18 protein-coding genes are annotated in these 19,439 nt (G+C 69.1%); 4 read left to right on the top strand and 14 right to left on the bottom strand.

All coding sequences use genetic code 11. The features are described 5' to 3' along the window. Nucleotides 1-261: 261 nt before the first annotated feature. From ASG52_RS17690 to ASG52_RS17670, 5 genes are all read right to left on the bottom strand, one after another. On the bottom strand, nt 262-1,329 hold the full coding sequence (locus ASG52_RS17690) for an HlyD family secretion protein (RefSeq protein WP_056246108.1): 1,068 nt from the start codon (nt 1,327-1,329) through the stop codon (nt 262-264). Continuing rightward, nucleotides 1,326-1,520 (bottom strand): DUF1656 domain-containing protein, encoded by a 195-nt coding sequence (locus tag ASG52_RS17685; protein WP_056246104.1) that lies wholly within the window; start codon nt 1,518-1,520, stop codon nt 1,326-1,328. Before ASG52_RS17685 ends, ASG52_RS17690 begins: the two co-directional genes overlap by 4 nt. A gap of 5 nt (nt 1,521-1,525) precedes the next feature. Beyond that, the gene (locus ASG52_RS17680) at nt 1,526-3,550 is read right to left on the bottom strand and encodes an FUSC family protein (protein ID WP_056246101.1); all 2,025 of its coding nucleotides are present in this window, start codon (nt 3,548-3,550) and stop codon (nt 1,526-1,528) included. After that, nucleotides 3,547-3,969, bottom strand: a complete 423-nt coding sequence (locus tag ASG52_RS17675) for a DUF4345 domain-containing protein (protein ID WP_056246097.1) — start codon at nt 3,967-3,969, stop codon at nt 3,547-3,549. The genes ASG52_RS17680 and ASG52_RS17675 overlap by 4 nt, the downstream gene beginning before the upstream one ends. Nucleotides 3,970-4,055: 86 nt before the next feature. Further along, nucleotides 4,056-4,334, bottom strand: a complete 279-nt coding sequence (locus tag ASG52_RS17670; protein ID WP_056246092.1) for a hypothetical protein — start codon at nt 4,332-4,334, stop codon at nt 4,056-4,058. 228 nt (nt 4,335-4,562) lie between these two features. On the opposite strand from ASG52_RS17670, the gene ASG52_RS17665 reads away from it, so the two are divergent. Together ASG52_RS17665 and ASG52_RS17660 are read left to right on the top strand one after the other, a co-directional pair. Next, nucleotides 4,563-5,198, top strand: a complete 636-nt coding sequence (locus ASG52_RS17665) for a glutathione S-transferase N-terminal domain-containing protein (RefSeq protein WP_056246088.1) — start codon at nt 4,563-4,565, stop codon at nt 5,196-5,198. A 442-nt stretch (nt 5,199-5,640) separates the two neighbouring features. Then, complete coding sequence (locus tag ASG52_RS17660; RefSeq protein WP_082552624.1) at nt 5,641-6,138, top strand: DUF3280 domain-containing protein; 498 nt, start codon at nt 5,641-5,643, stop codon at nt 6,136-6,138. A 429-nt stretch (nt 6,139-6,567) separates the two neighbouring features. Here ASG52_RS17660 and ASG52_RS17655 read toward each other — a convergent pair whose 3' ends face one another. The 9 genes from ASG52_RS17655 to ruvB form a co-directional block, all read right to left on the bottom strand. Further along, complete coding sequence (locus tag ASG52_RS17655) at nt 6,568-8,829, bottom strand: calcium-binding protein (protein WP_056246085.1); 2,262 nt, start codon at nt 8,827-8,829, stop codon at nt 6,568-6,570. Between the two features lie 178 nt (nt 8,830-9,007). Continuing rightward, nucleotides 9,008-10,348, bottom strand: coding sequence for a Tol-Pal system beta propeller repeat protein TolB (gene tolB / locus ASG52_RS17650; RefSeq protein ID WP_056246083.1), 1,341 nt, complete (start codon nt 10,346-10,348; stop codon nt 9,008-9,010). Nucleotides 10,349-10,403: 55 nt separating this feature from the next. Next, on the bottom strand, nt 10,404-11,768 hold the full coding sequence (tolA, locus tag ASG52_RS17645; protein WP_056246081.1) for a cell envelope integrity protein TolA: 1,365 nt from the start codon (nt 11,766-11,768) through the stop codon (nt 10,404-10,406). Nucleotides 11,769-11,783: 15 nt separating this feature from the next. After that, nucleotides 11,784-12,227, bottom strand: coding sequence for an ExbD/TolR family protein (locus ASG52_RS17640; protein ID WP_056246078.1), 444 nt, complete (start codon nt 12,225-12,227; stop codon nt 11,784-11,786). 25 nt (nt 12,228-12,252) lie between these two features. Continuing rightward, nucleotides 12,253-12,969, bottom strand: coding sequence for a protein TolQ (gene tolQ / locus ASG52_RS17635; RefSeq protein WP_056246076.1), 717 nt, complete (start codon nt 12,967-12,969; stop codon nt 12,253-12,255). A 172-nt stretch (nt 12,970-13,141) separates the two neighbouring features. After that, the gene (gene ybgC, locus ASG52_RS17630) at nt 13,142-13,582 is read right to left on the bottom strand and encodes a tol-pal system-associated acyl-CoA thioesterase (RefSeq protein ID WP_056246074.1); all 441 of its coding nucleotides are present in this window, start codon (nt 13,580-13,582) and stop codon (nt 13,142-13,144) included. Between the two features lie 281 nt (nt 13,583-13,863). Beyond that, a complete protein-coding gene (locus ASG52_RS17625; protein ID WP_056246073.1) occupies nt 13,864-14,580 on the bottom strand; it encodes a DUF4142 domain-containing protein in 717 nt (238 codons plus the stop codon). 295 nt (nt 14,581-14,875) lie between these two features. After that, nucleotides 14,876-15,796, bottom strand: a complete 921-nt coding sequence (locus ASG52_RS17620; RefSeq protein ID WP_056246070.1) for a metallophosphoesterase — start codon at nt 15,794-15,796, stop codon at nt 14,876-14,878. Nucleotides 15,797-15,803: 7 nt separating this feature from the next. After that, nucleotides 15,804-16,868, bottom strand: coding sequence for a Holliday junction branch migration DNA helicase RuvB (gene ruvB, locus ASG52_RS17615; RefSeq protein ID WP_056246067.1), 1,065 nt, complete (start codon nt 16,866-16,868; stop codon nt 15,804-15,806). 161 nt (nt 16,869-17,029) lie between these two features. Between ruvB and ASG52_RS17610 the strand changes: the two genes are divergently transcribed. Beyond that, the gene (locus ASG52_RS17610; protein ID WP_056246064.1) at nt 17,030-18,751 is read left to right on the top strand and encodes a L,D-transpeptidase family protein; all 1,722 of its coding nucleotides are present in this window, start codon (nt 17,030-17,032) and stop codon (nt 18,749-18,751) included. A 153-nt stretch (nt 18,752-18,904) separates the two neighbouring features. Beyond that, nucleotides 18,905-19,432: a Dps family protein gene (locus ASG52_RS17605; RefSeq protein WP_056246063.1), complete on the top strand. Its 528-nt coding sequence runs from the start codon at nt 18,905-18,907 to the stop codon at nt 19,430-19,432. The last annotated feature ends 7 nt before the right edge of the window (nt 19,433-19,439 follow it).

Genomic DNA, 19,439 nt, shown 5'->3' with positions numbered 1-19,439 from the left:
GGAGACGGTTGGGAGGGCGTCCCGAATGCCGTGAATGCGGTGAGGATTGGGGGCGCATTCGCCTATGTCGCGCTTGCGAAGCGCACCGCTGACGCCGATGACCCGGCTCAGAAAAACCCGCCTCTTCGTTGCAAGGCGAGGCGTAAGCAATCCAGCGCTCCGCACTCCCCGGAACGGCCGCTTCCGCGCAGTTTCGCCCTCTCGGAACAGGTCGCGCCCTGGATTGCTTACGCCTCGTCTCGCAATGACGGAGCCGCCGGATCACCGTGGCGCCAGCGCCGCCCCGTCGCTGCCGTGGGTCATTCCCAGGACCCAGCGGCGCAACGCCTCGGCCCAGGCCGGGCGATGGCCGGCGCCGTCTTCGATCACTACGGTGGCGGTCATGCCGGCGACCAGCGTCACCTCCGGCGGCACGCTTGCGATGCGGATGCGCACCGGTACGCGTTGGGCCAGCCGCACCCAGGTATAGACCGGATCGACGTTGGGCAGCCCCTGCGTGCTCGGCGCGGCGTTGGCGGTGGAGATGCCGAGCGTCAGGCTCTCGACCGTGCCGTGGAGCGGGCTCGCATAGCCCATCAGCGCCATCTCGGCGGCGGCGCCGACGTGGACATGGGCCATCTTCGTCTCCTCGAAGTAGCCGTCCACCCAGAAGGAATCGGTATCGATCACCCGCATGTTGGCGGTGCCGGTGGAGGCGAAGTCGCCGACCCGCAGCAGCAGGTTGGTGACGCGCCCGTTCACCGTCGAGCGGACCTGCGTTCGCTCGAGATTCTTCTTCGCCTGGGCGAGCTGCGCCTTGGCGGTGTCGAGCGCGGCCTCGGCGATCTTGGCGGTGCCGGCATATTGCTGCTTCTCCTCGACCGAGGTCGAGACGGTGGAGAGCGCCGCGCGGCGCGCCGCTTGCGCCTGCTTGACCTGAAGGTCGGCCTCGCGGTTCTTCATCTCGGCTTCCGCTGAGGTCACCGCGACCTCGAAGTCGAACGGATCGATGACGTAGAGCACATCGCCGACCTTGACCTCTTGGTTGTCCTCCACTTTCAGCGCGACGATCGAGCCCGAGACCTGGGGGGCGATGTTGGCGACCTGCACCCGCACCCGCCCGTCGCGGGTCCAGGGCGCGGTGACGTAGAACTGCCAGACGATGGTCGCGGCGAGCGCGGCTAGGATGAGGATCGCTGCGGTCGCCGTGAGCCGCAGCGCCCTACCGAACCGCAGGCGCCGCCCGGCCCGCGGTGACTTGGTCGAGCGGGCGGCCTCGCGGGGTGCGCGCGGTTCGTCTTCGGCGACCTCTTCCTCGGCGTCGCGGCGGGCGGCTTCATCGGTCTTCACAGCAGCACCACGACGAGGGCGAGGACGCAGACATAGATTCCGGCCTCCGCCAGCGGCGGATTGGCCACGTATCGGCCGAGCCGGATCCAGCGGAACAGGACGCGCAAAGCCACGAGGATCGCGAAGGCGACCAGCGCGTCGAGGACGAAGGGCGAGATCAGGACCCCGCCGAGGGTTATGTCGTGGCGCATCGCCTTCAAGAACTCGGACGTGAGAGGCGCCGGAAGAAGCGACCGTGCTGCCGGATAACGCGCGAGGCCGTCGCCAGATCGGTCGCCGCCCGCGCCAGCATCAGCCGTACCTCCCGCCCCTCCCCGCCCGCCGCGCGAATGAGGTCGGCGGCGGCCCGGTCGAGGCCGTCCGAGCGGCCGGCGGCGAGCGCCTCGCGGGCCTGCCCGATCCGCTCCGCGAGGCCCCCGACGGGGCGCAACTGGCGGAGTTGCGCATGGGCGCGGGCGGCGGCGGCCTCCAGTTGGGCCAGCGCGAAGGCGTGGTGCAGGCTGGCGCGCCGCACCGCGCCGCTGCCGGAATTCCAGGCCGAGAACTGGACCAGCCGGTCGGCGTTCAAGCTGGTTCGAGCCGTGGCGTCGCCCCCCTCCCCCGAGAGCGCCTCGACGAGGTCGCGCCGGGCTTCCTCAAGCGCGAAGGCCCGGTGCTGCGAGGCCGAGATCGGCAGGACGAGCCGCACCGTCAGGAACAGGATGATCGCGGCAATCACCACCAGCAGCGCGTTCATCAAAAAAGTCTGCGGATCGTAGCTCTGCGGGTTCTCCGGCGCGATCAGCACGGGGGTGAAGACCAGGGTGATGAAGCCCACCGTGAAGGTCGGCGGGTTGAGCGACAGGAAGCAGGCCAAAAACACCACCGGCGCCAGGGCGATGGCGAGCAGCGGGAAGCCCTGGTTGCCGTTGAGCATCACGAACAGGATCGTGCCGGCGCAGAGCGCGGCGAGCGGCATGCCGATCAGAACGCCCCGCGCGAACTTTTTCGGGTCCGGCGTCACCGAGGAGAGCGCGCAGGTCGCGGCGACCTGCACCAGGGCGAAGGAGGTCTGCGGCAGGCCGGCCAGGATGAAGAAGCCCGCCGTCAGCCCGAAGGCGATGGCGACGCGCAAGGCGGCGCGCAGGGCCACTTGGAAGTCGCGATGCGTCGGCAGCGCCGTGTCGCGCAACGGCTTGTGCCCGTCCCCGAGCGCGCGCAGCCCATCCTCGGCGAAGGTCGCGGCGTTGGCGACATCGAGCGCGCGCTGAAGCGCCATCACCTCGTCGATGGGGCGCGTCCCGTCCTTGAGGCCCTCGTCCACGAGATCGCGCAGGCGGGCGCCGTCACGCTCCAGGTCTTCGGCCGAACGATCCTCGGAGACCGCGCGCAGGGCGAGCGCGTGGGCCTCGCGCACCAGCGGATCGGGCTCGCGCAGCCGCGCCATGGCGGCGGCGAGCGCACGGCTGGCGGCGGCCAGCACGTAGAGCGCCGCGATGGCGCTGCGGGCGCCCGCGGCCCGGTTCACGCCGTCGTCGAGTTCGCCCGCGATAGCGCCGGCATCGGCCCGCATCGGCGCGATGCCGCCGATCAGCACTGCCGTCCGCTCCGGGCCGGGATCGCCCTTCGTTAAAGCTTCGCGGGCGAAGCTTTTGGCCGAGACCAAGGCCGCGGCGAGCCGCGGGCACAAGCCCTGCCACGTGCTGGGCGAGGCCAGCGCGTCGTTGATGAAGGTGATCGTGACGATGGCCACCGTAATCGCCGCGATGCGCCCGACCGCGGCGTCGAACGTCGTCTGCGGTGCGTCGATATGGGCGACCGCAATGATCGCGACCGTGTAGCCCGAGAGCATCGCCCCGTAGGCCCGCGTGTCCTGCAGGAACTGCGCGACGAACACGCAGACGCCGAGCCAGACCGTGAAGCCGACGAGCAGCAGCACCCGATCCTGCGCGAACAGGGCCATCAAGAGAATCGCGACGGCACCGCCGATCAGCGTGCCGAGGAAGCGGTAGAGCGCCTTCGAGAGCGCCTGCCCGCGCTTGGGCTGGGCCAGGATCGCGACGCCCACCGCCGCCGAGGAGGCGCTGTCGAGCTGGAGCCAGAACGCGGCGTAGAGCGCCAGCACCATGGCGAGCCAGATGCGGAAGCCGAAGGCCCAGGCCGCGGGCTTGGGCACCCAGCGGTCGAGGGTGTCGAGGACGCGCGCGCCGAAGCCGTGCGCGTCGGCCTCGGCCCGGCTCATCGCATCGGCTCGGGCGTAGGGGCGGCGTCGCGGGCGCGGTTCGCCACCCGCGCCTGCCACAGGCAGAGCAGCGGCGCGAGGCCGAGTTCGAGCACCAACGCGGCCAGCATCGTGAACGAGGGAACGCCGGTCAGCGCCAGCCCGAGCAGGCGGGCGAGCCCACCGAGCACGACGACGAGGGTGAGGAACCGGAACAGCGTGGTCTTGCCCTCGATCCCCGGCACGCAGGTGAGGAACAGGAGTCCGAGGCCGGTCTGGAGCCCCGAGAGATAGCGGAAATGGCTGTCCGCCGAGACGTTGACCGTCGGGTTGGTACTGACGCCGTCGATGCCGGTCAGCACCCCGTAGAGCCCGGCCGCGACAGGCAGCAGCGCGACGAGCGCGACCGTGCGCTGGAGGAGACGGCGCTCACGCTGCATGCGTCTGGGACTCTTCGATGCGACCGAACCGGCTCCCAACCCGCGCGGATCGCGTCCGGTTCACGCGAGGCACCGAAGCGCGCCCGTCAGGCCTTCTTCTCCTTCAGGCGCTTGACGCATTTGCTGTAATATTGCGGCCACTTGGGGCCCTGAGCGGTCTTCTCGGCGGCGGTCAGCGCGCGCCACTCGGCGCCGCACTTCTTCTGCCGCTCGCGCGCCGCCGACTGGGCGACGCTCGGCTCCTTCGCATTCTCCTTGGGCGCGTCCTTGGCGGCCGGCGCCGCCGTCGGCGCGGCTTGTGACAGGACAGGCGTCAGCAGGAGCGGGGCCGCGAGCGCCAGCGCGGCGAAAAGGCGAGAGAGCATCGGGAAACTCCGGTGGTCCGAGCCGGCACAATGCGCCGCCCGTAGGACGCATCTCAGCCGTATCCGGGTTGAAAGCGCAAGCGCCCGCCAGGCTTGCGCACGACGATCGTTTTCGCGTGAAGCGTAGCCGGACTCTTGGGCCGGTGCTTGAGCCCTTGGCCCGAACCGCGCTACGTCCTGCGGTGCGCCCGCGATCGCGGGTGGGCGCCTTCAATCCGGGATGCCAGCATGGCGGTGACGACGGGCCAGCCGATCGAGGTCCACACCTGGAGCACCCCGAACGGGTGGAAGATCCCGATCATGCTGGAGGAGTGCGGCCTCCCCTACCGCATCGTGCCGGTCAACATCGGCAAGGGCGAGCAGATGGCGCCCGACTTCCTAGCGATCTCGCCCAACAACAAGATCCCGGCCATCGTCGATCCCGACGGGCCCGGCGGGCAGCCGATCTCGGTGTTCGAATCGGGCGCGATCCTGCAATATCTCGGGCGCAAGACCGGCTGCCTCTACCCCGCCGACGAGCGCGCCCGCGTGGCCGTTGACGAGTGGCTGTTCTGGCAGGTCGGCGGACTGGGGCCGATGCTGGGGCAGGCCCACCATTTCCGCATCTACGCGCAGGAGAAGATCCCCTACGCGGTCGATCGCTACACCGAGGAATCCAAGCGCCTCTACGGCGTGCTCGACCGGCGGCTGGAAGGCCGCGCGCACGTGGCGGACGCCTACTCGATCGCCGACATCGCCTGCCTGACCTGGGTGAAGTTCCACGAGAAGCAGGGCGTGGCGCTCGACGCGCTCCCCAACGTCCGCCGCTGGCGCGAGGCGCTGCTCGCCCGCCCGGCGGTGCAGCGGGGGTTTTCGGCGATCTGAGCGCGTTTCCGGTCGTCCGTCCCAGGCCACCCTCCCCATTCTGAGGTGCCCGCCGCAGGCGGGCCTCGAAGGAAGGCTCCAGTACGCACGCGATCCCTGGAGCCCTCCTTCGAGGCTTCGCTACGCTGCGCACCTGAGGATGAGGGTGAGGCTTGGAGCGATCGCAGCCTCGGACCGTCTCGCCCTCGAAGAGCGAAGCCGAACAAGCTCCGGCAGGATTTGGAGAAGCAGACGGGCCGGCGTCTCTGCCGAGGGGATATCGCATCGCGCCGGCCCGCCGGCCTGCCCCGCCTTCGGGGGAGAGGCAGCGGGGCCAAGTGGGAACCTGCGCCGCCAATGATGCTGGAATGTTTCGGGTCCATCGGCTTTTGAGCAAAGCCGCGTGACCACGCGTTGCCTCCATATCGCGCCCCAGTCGAGGGCGATCCCGGGAGGATTCTTCATGATGCATGCCCTGTCGTTGCCGGCCGCCGTCGGTCTGGCCCTCCTGCTTGCCGCCGGTCCCGTCCGGGCCGAGCCCGAGAAGGCCGCGGTGTTCGATTTCCAGTTCGCCCATGGCGGGCCGACCGCGCCGACCGAGGAGGATCGCGCCCGCCTGCGTCGGACCAGCGACACCCTGCGCACGCTGCTCACCGAGAGCGGGCGCTACAGCATCGTCTCGACCGATCCGGTGCGTGAGGACGTGGCGAAGAGTTCGGACCTGCGCGCCTGCAACGGCTGCGCCGAGGATTTCGCCAAAAAACTCGGCGCGGACGCGGCGATCACCGGCGAGGTCCAGAAGGTCTCGAACCTGATCCTCAACATCAACGTCTACGTGAAGCCGCTCAAGGCAGGCGCCCCCGAGCAGGCCTACAGCGTCGATCTGCGCGGAAACACCGACGAATCCTTCGACCGCGGCATCCGCTACCTCGTGAAGAACCGCATGCTGGACGGGCGGTGAGCCCTCGCAAAAAATCGCGTCGACCAAGTCGTTGCCGGCTCACGGTTTTCGCGCGTTCGGCCTGTGCAGGGCGAATTCTTAAGAGCGTGGCCGCGGATTTCCATCTTGACGCCGGGTTGATCCAGTCGCAACCTCATCAAGTGCTTCGCGACGCAAAGCACATCGGCCAGGAAACGGCGTTGTCCGCACGTGGTTGCTTGGCGAAAGCTTGGAGGAGACAGGGATGACTCCACCGCAGCAGGATGCCGCAACGAAGGCCCGGGATTGAGTTCGGTCCCGGACTGAGCGGCCCCATACGAGCACCGGACGGAAGCGGCTCCCTAGGGGCGCAGAAGCGGCCGCCACGGCACGTCTTCGAACACGCACCAGCCCCACCTGTGGAGCGCTTCCGCCGCGGTTGTCACCGCGGCGGTTTTCGTTTGGATTGGATCAGACGATCAGGAAATCGTGGGCGGCGACGTAGGGGCGCTCCCCGTCGATCGCGTCGAGCACCGCGAAGGCGACGGCCTTCACGCCGCCCTTGCCGTCCGCATCGTAGGACAGTTGACCGGTCTTGCGATCGTAGAGGATCCGGTCGTCGGCATCGATCGCCCCCTTCGACAGGTCCTTGAAGGCGCTCTCGGCAAGCTGACCCGTGGCCAGCCCGCGGAAGATCGCGTTCTCCAGCCGGATCGTGTCCGCCAGCGACGAGAAGTCGGTGATGCGATCGACGTTGCCTTTGCCGAGGGCGGCGTCGAAGGAGAACGTGTCCCGCCAGCCCGAGCCAGTCAGGATGTCGGCCCCTTCGCGGCCGTTGAGGATGTCCTCGCCGTAGCCGCCGACCAAGGTATTGGCCCGGCTGTTGCCGGTCAGCTCGATCGGCTTCTCGTAGGGCTTCACCGGCTGCTCGACCTGCACGATCTCGATCGATTGGCCCTCGCGCAGGCGGAAGCTCACGGTGGTGAACACCGTGTCGGTGCCCTGCCCGTCCAACTCGATGACGAAGTCGCGGGCGTCGTCCACGTGGTAGATGTCGTCGCCAAGCAGGCCGCGCATCGCGTCGCCGCCCGTGCCGCCATTGAGGAGGTTGCCGCCGTCATTGCCGATCAGCACGTTGTCGAGCGCGTTGCCGCGCCCGTCGATCGCGGCCGTGCCGGTCAGGATCAGCTTCTCGACATCGTCGCCCAGGGCGTAATCGATCGAGGAGCGCACCGTATCGAAGCCGCCCTTCGACGCCTCGATGACGATGTCGTCGAACTGGTTGACGTAGTAGATGTCGTCCCCCTTGCCGCCGACCATGGTGTCGCCGCCCTTGCCCCCGACGAGGACGTCGTTGCCGTCGCCGCCTTCGAGTCGGTCGTTGCCACCGTAGCCGAACAGCTGGTCGTCGCCGTCTGCGCTCTTGATGAGCTCGGCGCGATCGCTGCGGGCTTCGCCCTTGATGAGGTCGCTCCCGTTCGTGGCGACCCCGACCTGCGTCAGGGGCTGCGACGACAGCGAGAAGATCTGGACGCTGCTGTGCACGCCCTTCACGGCGTTGTCGAAATCGACGATCAGGGCGAAACGGCCGCCTTCGAGCGCGACCGCCCTGACTTGGTCGATTAGGTTCCAATGGAGGCTGTAATCCTCCTTGAAGTGGAACAGATCGAACGTTTCGCCCGAGTAGTTGCCCTTTGCGTCGTAGAGATGCCCCTTCACGACCATGTCGGGAAAGCGCTCGCCTTCGAGGAGGCCGTCGTTGCTGTATTGCACGATCTGCAGCATGCGCCCGTCGGACAGCGTGATGAGCGCCTTCAGGTCGTCGATCTGGAAGTCCTTGTCCTGATGGAACTCCCCGCTCGCCTTGAAGCCCTCGGTCCCGTTCGGGACCCAGGTCTGGCCGTAGAGGTACCGGACGTCCGGCTTGGGCTCGGTGCCGGGGAAGCGCGGATAGCTGTCCGAGATGGTCTGGCCCTGGTAGCTGAGGGCGAAGGCACCGTCCGGAAGGGCCGTGATCTCGTATTCGATGGCGCGCGGGCTGCCGTCATCGACGGTGCCGGCCACGAACTTCGCGCCGACCGGTTGGCCGGTGGCGGTGAGGATGCGGGCGACGATGTCGGCCCGGCCCTCTGTCGACTCGATCCAAGTGACCACGAAGCGGCCGTCCGAGAGCGCGGTTACGACCGTCGAGCCGGGCTCGTCCGTCCTCAGGTCGCGGTCGAGGACGACGGTGCGGGTGATCTTGAGGTTGGAATCGAGCAGATCGACGGCCCGGAACTTCCCGGCCGCATCCTCGTCGATGCGGGCGACGGCGATCGAGCCCTTCTTGCCGTAGGCGACGCCCCCGTCGCTCGTCGACATGGGGGGCGCCATGATCTGCGTCAGCTCGGTGTCGTAGAGCGTTGCGACCACGCCCTTCTTATCGACCGTGCCGATGGTGATGTGCGTCCGCATGCCGAACGACACCAGCAGCGTCCCGTCGGTACCAAGTGAGGAATGGCCGAATCTCAGATCTTCGGCGAGTTGCAGAAGGGAGCCCTTCTGCCCACCCGTCGCGCCGACCGTGGCGACGAAATCTTCTTCGAGCGGCTCCTGGCCGTCCCTCAAGGTGAACCGCTCGAAAATGGCCTTGTATCCGCCATCCACGGTCGGAATGAGTTCGTCGATCTGACTGTATTTCCCGAACTTGCCGGTGTCGTATACTTCGCCGACGTGGACGAGTTGCACAGCCATCAGAGCGGTCCTTCGATAAAGGCCGAAGATGGTTAAGTGATTTGCCTCACGTTCTGCAAGTCGAGAATGTCATATCATAGTTATTGCTCGTCTTCGTTGCAGGGCCGCCACAGCCACGGCGGTACAGCTTGGCCGGCATCGCCTGCGATGGCATTCGCGGCCAGGGCCGCTGCGGCGTTCAGCGCCCCGCCAGCAGCGGCGACCATGTCGGGTCGGAGGCGAAGGACGGGGTCGGGACCGGCTGCTCGACCTTGCCGGTGATGTCGACCATGTAGAGCTTGCCGCCGCCCTGGCCGCCGGGATCGCGGAAGAACATCACGTACTGGCCGTTGGGCGCAAACGTCGGGCTCTCGTTGTGGAAGCCCTCGGTCAGCACCCGCTCGCCCGAGCCGTCGGGCCGCATCACGCAGATGGCGAAGCCCCCTTTGCGCTGGCGGGTGAAGGCGATGAGGTCGCCTTTGGGCGACCACGCCGGCTGCGAGGCCGAGCCCTCGCCGAACGAGACGCGGCGCGGGTTCGAGCCGTCGGCGCCCATCACGTAGACCTGCTGCGAGCCGCCGCGGTCGGATTCGAACACGATCTGGCTGCCGTCCGGCGCATAGGAGGGCGAGGTGTCGATGGCGAGCCCCTGGGTGACCGGGGTCTGGGCCTTCGAGGCGATGTCCACCGTGACGATGTCGGCGTTGCCGCCCTGCTGCACGCTCATCACGAGGCGGCGCCCGTCCGGCGAGAACCGGGGGCTCGCACTCATGGAGGCGAAGTTGCCCACCGTCTGGCGCTGGCCGGTCTCGAGGTCGATCATCTGCACCTTGGGCTGCTGGCCGGTCGCCTGGGTCATGAAGGCGATGTCCTGGCCGGCCGGCGAGTAGCGCGGCGCCACCACGGCGACGTCGCCGCCGCCGGTGAGCGCGCGCACGTTGGCGCCGTCCTGATCCATCACCATCAGCCGCTTGCGGCGGTGCTCCTTGGGGCCGGATTCGTCCACGAACGCCACGCGGCTGTCGAACCACGGACCGAGACCGGTGATCTTGGTGTAGACCGCGTCCGACACGAGGTGCCCGGTGCGGCGCGCGTTGGCGACGTCGGTGCCGTATTGCTGGCCGGCCATCTGCTGGCCCGAACTCACGTCCCACAGCCGGAACGCCACGGTGAGGCGGCCCGAGGCGTCGCGCCCGACCCGGCCGGTGACCAGCGCCTGCACCCCCGTGCCCTTCCAGGCCTCGAAGTTCGGCGCGGCGTCGAAGCTCGGTGTCTCGGGGAAGCGCGCCTTCTCCAGCGGGGTGAAGTAGCCGGAGCGGCGCAGATTGTTGGTGATGACGCTGCCCACCAGGGTGCCGAGGCTGGCGTCCCCCGAGAAGTCCGCGACCGCGATCGGCATCGGCTGGAACGCGCCGCTTCCGATGCGCAGCTGAAGCTGGGCATGGGCCGGGGTCGCGGCCGGCAGCGTCAAGGCGAGGATACCGAGCGCGGCCGAGAGCGCCGGCAGGAGGGCGCGCCGGGTAATGGTTTTTCCAGGCATGGGAAGTCGTCCGAAGAGGTTCGCTGGGAAACGGTAAGGCGCCGGGCGTTCTGGCTCAGACGGGCGAGAACTCGAACTCGGCGTTGATGGCTTTCCAGTCGTTGTAATACGGCGCGTACTGGGCCGGGATCTTGTAGGGCGCGCAACGCCGCACGGCGCGCAAAGCCGCCTGGGCGATCGACTGATCGACGGCGTTGGCGCCGCCGCGCATGATCCGCGGCTCGTTGGTGAGCGAGCCGTCGGGGTTCAGGCGGATGTCGAGCATCGGCAGCACCACGCCCTGCGCCGCGCCGGGGGGCGCCGAGTAGCACCGCTCGATCTGTTGCTGCAGCATGCCGACCAGCGCGTCGCGCAGCGACGGCGACAGCTTTTGCGCGTTGCCGCTCGCCGCCCCGAGCGAGGCCGTGCGCTGCACCTCGCGCCCGGTCGAGCCGGTCGATTGCGAGGCGGCATTCGAGGCCAGCATCTGGCGGATGTCGCCCGCGTTGAATTTTTCGGCGAGCGCCGCCTGCTGGCGCGCCTTGGCTTCGGCGTCGGCCTTGGCCTTCGCGTCGGCCATCGCCTTGGCCTTGGCTTTCGCAGCCGCCTCGGCCTTCGCCTTCGCGTCGGCTTCCGCCTTGGCGGCCGCGTCCGCCTTGGCGTCGGCGAGCTGCTTCTGATGCTCGGCCTCGCGGGCCTTGGCCTCGGCTTCCGCCTTTGCGGCTTCTTTGGCCTCCGCGTCCGCCTTGGCCTTCGCCTCGGCCTTTGCCGCTTCCTTGGCTTTCGCGTCGGCCTTCGCCTTGGCTTCGGCCCTGGCCTTCGCTTCCGCCTTTGCGGCTTCCTTCGCCTCGGCCTCGGCCTCCTCGCGCTCGATCAGCTTCTGCAATTCCTCGCGCTTCTCGGCCTCGGCCTTGGCCGCAGCCTTCGCGACTTCCGCCTTGGCGGCGGCGTCGGCCTTGGCTTTCGCCTCCGCCTTGGCCTTGGTCTCGGCCGCTTTCGCGGCTTCGGCCTTCGCGGCCTCTGCCTTGGCGGCAGCCGCCTTTGCGGCGGCGGCCTCGGCCTCGTCCTTCACCGGGTCGGCGGTGTCGGAGCGCAGCGGCATCGCGTCGGCGGAGGCGACCTTCATGTCCGCGGTGCGGGTGGGCGCGGTCGGCGCATCCACCTTCGCGTTCTCGGGCTCGCGCTCCTCGATTTTTTCGGAGATGCGCTCGGCGCGGTTCGGCGTGTTCTCGGGCTTCTCGGCGTCGCGCTGTCCGCGCGTCATCTGCGAGAATTCCTGCTCGGTCATGACCTCGACCGGCACGCCCTCCTGCGCGTCGGGGAGCGCCGGCGCGGCGACGGCGAACAGGGCCGCGCCCAGCACCGCGGCATGCGCGGCGCCCGAGATCCAGACGCCCGGTTCCCGGCGATCGAAGTCCTTGAACGGCCAGCGCAGAGCCACGGGTCCGCGAACTCCCTAGTTGTCCGGCTCGGTGACGAGGGCGACCTTCTTGAAGCCGCCGCCGGTTACGATCGCCATCACCTGCGCGACGCGGCCGTAATCGACCCGCTTGTCGCCGCGCACGAACACGCGGTCCTCGGTGCCGGACTTCGCGTTCTGCATGAGCTGGGGGATGATGTCGTCGTCGCGCAATTCCGACTCGCCGAGATAGACCTCGCCGGAACGGCGGATCGACAGCGTGATCGGCTTCACGTCGGAATTGAGCGGGCTCGCCTTCGATTGCGGCAGGTCCAGCGGCACGCCGACCGTCATCATGGGCGCCGCCACCATGAACACGATGAGGAGCACCAGCACGACGTCGATGAACGGCGTCATGTTGATCTCGTTGATCGCTCCGGTGCCGCGGCGACCGCGGCGGCGGCGCTTGCCGCCGCCCTTCGCGCCGTGCGTCATGGCCATGGAATTGGCTCCGCTTCGGACGGGATCAGGCGGCGAGCGACATGCGCTCGTCGATCTGGCGGGACAGGATCGCCGAGAACTCGTCGGCGAAGCCCTCCAGCCGCGACTGCGACTTGGCGACCGAGGCCTGGAGCTTGTTGTAGGCGAGCACCGCGGGGATCGCCGCGAACAGGCCGATGGCGGTGGCGAACAGCGCTTCGGCGATGCCCGGCGCCACGACGGCGAGCGAGGTGTTCTTGGAGGCCGCGATCGAGGTGAAGGCGGTCATGATGCCCCACACGGTGCCGAACAGGCCGATATACGGGCCGGCCGAGCCGATCGAGGCGAGGAACAGGAGCCGGGAATCGAGCCGCTCGACCTCGCGCTGGATCGTCACGTCGAGCACCTTGTCGATGCGCTGCGACAGCGAGTGGATCTGCCGGCCCGAGCCCTCGAACGAGCGCTTCCACTCGCGCATGGCGGCGACGAACAGCGCGCCGAGCCCCGTCGGCTGGCGGTCGTTGAACGAGCGGTAGAGTTCCTCCAGCGAGCGGCCGGACCAGAACGCCTCCTCGAAGGCGTCCATCTCGGCCTCGACCCGGCGGAACAGCAGCGTCTTGTCGACGATGATCGACCAGCACCAGATCGAGGCGCCGAGCAGCCCCACCATCACGAGCTTGACGACGAAGTGGGCCTGCCAGAACAGGCCGAACAGGCTCATGTCCACGGCTGGGGCGGCCTGCATGGCGTCGGCTGGCGTCATCGAACGATCCCTCGCGTCGTCGGGGCCGCGCAGGTGCGCGCCGGACTGCCCGACCGATCCGTGGAGTGATGCTTTGAGATCACTCGCGAATCTGTCGAAAGTAAGGGTCGGATCGCGCCCTTTCGGGGCACCGTGCCGCCCTCACTGAGGGTTCGTTCAACACTCATCAAGGTTAAGAATCGGTTGCGATGCTGCGGTGCGTCCGCGACAGCGCCGCCCGCAGCCCCTCGGGCAGCCGGATCGCCCGGCCGTCACGCACGCAGGCGACGACGACCTCGGCCCGAACCAGGGTCTCGTCCCCGCGCCGCACTTCCTGGGCGAGATGCATGGAAGCGCCGCGCAATTCGCTCGACCACGTCACCACGTCGATCAGGTCGTCCATGCGGGCGGGCTTGAGGAAGTCGAGATTCATCTTTCGCACCACGAAGACGATGCCGGCGCCCTCCTGGTGCATCTCCGACTGGTCGCCCGCGAGGCCGCGCAGGAGTTCGGTGCGGCCCCGCTCCATGAAGCGCAGGTAGCTCGCGTGATAGACGAAGCCCGAGAAGTCGGTGTCTTCGTAGTAGACGCGGAGCGGCAGGCGGTGGGCGTAGGCGGGAGGCGTCGAGGTCATCCGGGTCCGTGAGGCGGCGCTACGTTGCAGGTCCGTGTAACGGGTCGATTATCGAAGAGCGACCGACGCACGGTGTCTCTTCTCCTCTCACGCCGTCATTCCGGGGCGCCGTAGGCGAACCCGGAATCCACGACTGGACGCGACGCCAAGATTAGGCCGCGTACCCTGGGTGGATTCCGGGTTCCGCTCCTCGGTCCCGGAATGACGGCAGGGGTGGTGTGAAATGACAAAAGGGCCGCCCCGAGGGGCGGCCCTGCCGTCGGCCGTACGTCTGAGAAGAATCAGCCGCCGATGCGGCCGGCGAGGCTGGCCGAGTGGGCGTGCTCATCGGCGATGTAGGGCAGCGCCTCGTTGGCGAAGGTGCGGCCGGCGGCGCTGTCGCCGTTGCGGGCGTAGGTCTGGTAGAGGGCGAGCGTCCGGGCGTCCGAGCGGGCCTGCTGATCCACGTAGGTGCGGTCGAACTCGCGGGCGGTGCGGGCGGAGCGCAGGCGCTCCAGGCGGTTCTGGCCGTTCGGGCCGATCGCCACGCGGCGGCCGGGTTCGGCCGGGCTGTTGTCGATCAGGCCGACGCCGCCGAGCACGCCGCCGACGATGCCGGTGCCGATGTTGGCCGCGATCGTCACCGGGGCGAGGACGAGACCGACCGGGTTGTCGAAGCGGGTCTCGATGCCCTGGTTGTCCGGGACGACGCGGCCGGTGGCCGAGAGCGAGGTGCCCTGCGGCAGCAGCGCCTTGGTGGTGGCCTCACGCTCGGTCAGGACCCGGTTGGCGTAGTTGCGCACGCGCGGGTTGCGGGAGCGCTCCAGGGCGATGCGGCTCGCCTCGATGCTGGTGGCGTCCGAGCGCAGGGCCTCGGCGCGGAAATCCGGGGTCGAGGTGGCGGCGGCCCCGATCGGGGCGTCCGAGCCGATGCGCAGCGGTAGGGCGTCCTGCGCGAGAGCGGGCGTGGCGAGGGCAGCGACGGACAGGCCGAGGGCGGCGAGCACGGTCGTCTTCATGGCGGGTTCTTTCTTCGAAGATCGGTGTCTGGTGTTCGTTTGCCAGCGCTTCCGAAACAGCGCAGTCGGGCCCCCAACCGGTGCGTGCCGTGCGTGTTCCGCATGCACACAAACCTGTGATCACAGGATCGTGAGAGCTTGGCCGCATGGGCCCCTCCCCCGTAATCTGCCGCAAACGCATTTTTCTCCAGTTACTTGTTCGTAGGGAAGGCGATACGCCGACCGAAGCCGCTACACGCAATACGGTTTCCGTCCTGTCCTGATCTCCGGTGAGTCATGCATTTTCGGCATGGGCTCAGGCCGCATCGTCTCCGAGATCGACCACGACGATCTCCGGCGGCACGCCGAGCCGCACGGGGGCGATGCTCATGCCGAGGCCGCCCGAGACGATGAGGTCGGCCTGCTCGCGGACATGGCCGTAGGCGTAGCGGGCGCCGTAGCGCGAGGGCACGACCGGCGCCCGGCCGAACAGCCGCACCTGCCCGCCATGCGTGTGGCCCGACAGCGTCAGGGCGATCCGCGGCGGCACTTTGGGGAAGATGTCGGGCTCGTGCGCCAGCAGGATCGCGGGCGCGCCGTCGGGGATTTTCGCCAATGTGCCGGGCAGGTCGTCGAGGCCGATACCCGCCTTGCCGCGGCGCTTGCGGCTCGGCTGGAACGCGAGCTGGTCGCCGAGCCCTGCGAGCCAGATCGTCTCTCCGCGCACGGTCAGCGGCAGCGCCTCGTTCTCCAGCACGCGGATGCCGTTGCGGGTCAGCGCCGCCCCGGCGATGGTCGGGCCGGCGCCGCGGCGTTGCGCCGTGCGGTCCTCCCACCAATCGTGGTTGCCGAGGATGGCGTAGGTGCCGAGCGGCGCCTTCAACCCGCCGAGGACGGGCGCCCACTCGGCGGCGTCCACGTAGCGCGTGACCGCGTTCATGCCCGACACGTAGTCGCCGAGCAGCAGGATCACGTCGCCGCCGAGCCCGTTGGCGGTGGCGACGATGCCGGCGATCCGCGGGAGCGGCATCCACGGCTCGCAGGCGTGCAGGTCGGCGAGCGCGACGATCCGCAGGCGAAACCCTGCCGGCCAGGGCCCGAGCGGACGCAACGCGTAGCGCGTCACGACGAGCCGCATCGGCTCGATGCCGACGGCGTAGGCGCCCGTGCCGAGGCCGGCGAACGCGCCGCTACCGATCCCCGTCAGCACCGTGCGGCGGGTGATGCGGACCGACACGGCTCGCTCACGCCTCCGGATCGTCCGAGCCGCCGAACAGGCCGAACTGGGTTGCCGGATCGCGCCGCGGTTCGGCAAAGCCCATGTGGCGGAAGGCGTGCGGGGTCAGCACGCGGCCGCGGGGCGTGCGCTGCACGAAGCCCTTCTGGATCAGGTAGGGCTCGATGATGTCCTCGATGGCGTCCCGCGGCTCGGACAGCGCCGCCGCGATGGTCTCGATCCCGACCGGGCCGCCGCCGAACGATGCGGCGATCAGCGTCAGGTACTTGCGGTCCATCACGTCGAGGCCGACGGGATCGACGTCGAGGAGTTGCAGCGCCCGGTCGGCGATCTCGCGGGTCACCGTCGGGGCATCCGCGACGATGGCGAAGTCGCGCACCCGGCGCAGCAGGCGCCCGGCGATGCGCGGCGTGCCCCGCGCCCGCTTGGCGATCTCGTTGGCGCCCGCCTCCGACATGCCGAGGCCGAGCACCCGGGCGCCGCGGCGCACGATGAGTTCGAGCTCGTCGATCTCGTAGAATTCGAGCCGGATCGGGATGCCGAAGCGGTCGCGCAACGGCGTCGTCAGCAGGCCGGCGCGGGTGGTGGCGCCGACCAGCGTGAACTTCGGCAGCTCGATCTTGACCGAGCGCGCCGCCGGGCCCTCGCCGATGATGAGGTCGAGCTGGTAATCCTCCATCGCCGGATAGAGGATTTCCTCCACCGCCGGGTTGAGGCGGTGAATCTCGTCGATGAAGAGCACGTCGCGCTCTTCCAAGTTGGTGAGCTGCGCCGCGAGATCGCCCGCCTTGGCGATGACCGGGCCCGAGGTCGAGCGGAAGTTCACCCCGAGTTCGCGGGCGACGATCTGGGCGAGCGTGGTCTTGCCGAGGCCGGGTGGGCCGACGAACAGCACGTGGTCGAGGGCCTGGGCCGTCTTCTTCGCCGCCTCGATGAAGATCTGCATGTTGGCGCGCGCCGCCCGCTGGCCGATGAACTCGGACAGGCTCAGGGGGCGGATCGACTGATCGGCGTCGTCCGGCCGGCGCTCCGGCGTCAGCAGGGTCTTTTCCGAGGGGCGGGCTTTGCTCACGGGGGTCTCGCGGGGCGGCCGGTGAGCCGGGTTTTGCACATCCCGGACGCGGGCACCACCGCGGCGGACGGCGCGTCGCGGCACAGTCGCGGATGACCCTCCGCAGGAAGATGGTAACCAACGCAGCCGACAATCGGTGCGTGACCCCGACGAGATCCGCGATGCCGCACGTTACTTTCGCTCCGCGCGGCGTTTCTTGCGCCCCACGCGGCTTGACCCGCGCCCGGCTCCTCGGCGGCACGGGCGCCGCCCTCGCCCTCCTGCTCGCCGCCCCGCTGCGGGCCGAGCCTGCGGAATCCCGCATCAACCTGCGGATCGAGCCCCGCGCCGAGAGCAAGGCGGAGCCGAAGCCCGAACTCAAGGCCGAGCCGAAGGCCGAAGTAAAATCGGACGCCAAATCGGACGCCAAGCCCGAGCCGAAGCCGGACCATAAGCCGGCGACCGACAAGGCCGAGGCCGTACCAACAGAGGCCGCGCCTGCGAAAAAGGTGTCGCGCGAACTGCCGCCGACCGTCTACGCGCGCGTCTCGGAGGACCCGCTGCCGACCTACACGGCGCAGACCTTCATGGACACGATGCGCGCCGCCGAGCGCTACCAGATCTACGCCGAGGCCGGCGGCTGGAAGGTGCTGCCCGGCGATTTCGCCCCGAAGCCCGGCGACAGCCATCCGGCGATCCCGTCTTTGCGCCACCACCTGACGCTGACCGGCGACCTGCCGCCGGACGCGCCCCCCTCCGACCGCTACGACCCGCCGCTGGTGGCCGCCGTGCGGGCATTCCAGGCCCGCCACGGCCTGCCGGATGCCGGCGTGTTCGGGCGGCTGACGCTGAATGCGCTGAACGTCCCGGCGGATGTGCGCCAGCGCCAATTGCGCGCCTCGGCGCAGCGGCTGATGGGCTCGGCCTTCCCGTTCGGCGAGCGCTACGTCGCGGTCAACATCCCGTCCGCCACCGTCGAGGCGGTGGAGAACGGTGCCGTGACGCGCCGCTACGTCGCGGTGGTGGGCAAGACCGACAAGCAGACGCCGACGGTGGAAACCCGCATCACCGACGTGAACCTCAACCCGACCTGGACCCTGCCGATCTCGGTGATCAAGAACGAGATCATCCCGACGATGCGCAAGAACCCCGGGTATCTCGCCAAGAACCGCATCCGCATCCTCGGCCCCGGCGGGGTCGAGGTCGATCCGACTACCATCGACTGGTCGACCGAGAAGGCCGCCAACTACACGCTGCGCCAGGATTCCGGCCTCGACAACTCGCTCGGTCAGGTGCGGATCGACATGCCGAACCGCCACGCGATCTACATGCACGACACGCCGTCCAAATCGCTGTTCGCAGGCTCGGGGCGGTTCCACTCGCATGGCTGCGTCCGCGTGGGCCAAGTCAAGGAGTTCGCCGCGTGGCTGCTCCAGGGCACCGAGGGGCCGAACGGGTCGGGCTCGGTCTGGGGGCCGATCGAGATCGAGACCGGCATCGCCATGGGGGATCGCCGCGACATCAAGCTGGTGAAGCCGACCCCAGTCGCCTTCGTCTACCTCACCGGCTACGCGACCTCGGACGGGCGCGTGCATTTTCGCGACGACATCTACGGCCTCGACAGCCCGGCTCCCGCCGCTGCGGCGGCGCCGGACGTGGCGACCACGGGGGCGATCGCGCCGCGGGCGAACCCGGCCCCACGCAAGCCCGACGCGGTCCCGGCGCCGCGCCCCATCCTCGCCAAGCCGGAAGCGCCCAAGCCCGCCGCCGCGCCGGTCGCGCCGCCGGCCCCGGTCGCCGTCGCGCCGAAGCCGCAGGTCCGAAAGGTGGCGCCGCCGGTGGAGCGCGCGCCCGCCATCGAGCCGGGCCTGATGCCGCCGGGCTTCGTCGGTGGGCGGACCTGACGGCTCACCCAAAAAGCCTGCGGCGCGGCGTTCCGTCCATAGGGGGGCTGCCATGCGTGCCGGAACAATCGCTGTGAATTCCTCATTCTGCCCGATGAGCGCCGGCGCTGGTTCGCCGGCCGCATGTCATGAACAGTTTCGAGGATTTTCCCGATGGCCAAGGCTAAGCTGCGCGTCGCCAGCGACCGTCTCAACACCCCGACCGATCTGAACCCCGAGGACGTGACGAAGATCTCTCACGGCCTGACGGTGCTGCTGTCGGACCTCTTCGCGCTCTACATCAAGACCAAGAATTTCCACTGGCACGTCAGCGGCCCGAACTTCCGCGACTACCACCTGCTGCTCGACGAGCAGTCGGAGCAGATCTTCGCGATCATCGACGCGGTCGGCGAGCGCGCCCGCAAGATCGGCGGCACCACGCTCCGCTCGCTCGGCCAGGCCGAGGGCCTGAAGCGCATCCAGGACAACAACGCCGACTATGTCGGCCCGCTGGAGATGCTCAAGGAACTGCGGGACGACAACAAGACGCTGACCGCCAACATGCGCGAGCTGCACGCGATCACCGACGAGGCCAACGACGTCTCGACCACGAGCCTGCTGGAGGAATGGATCGACCAGTCCGAGGAGCGCACGTGGTTCCTCTACGAGTCGACCCGCGAGGCGACCGAGAGCGGTCACTAATCGCCTG

Source organism: Methylobacterium sp. Leaf456, from assembly GCF_001425465.1.
Taxonomy (GTDB): Bacteria; Pseudomonadota; Alphaproteobacteria; order Rhizobiales; family Beijerinckiaceae; genus Methylobacterium.
Note: the sequence above shows the minus strand (reverse complement) of the source record. Positions and strands in the feature narration are given on the sequence as shown.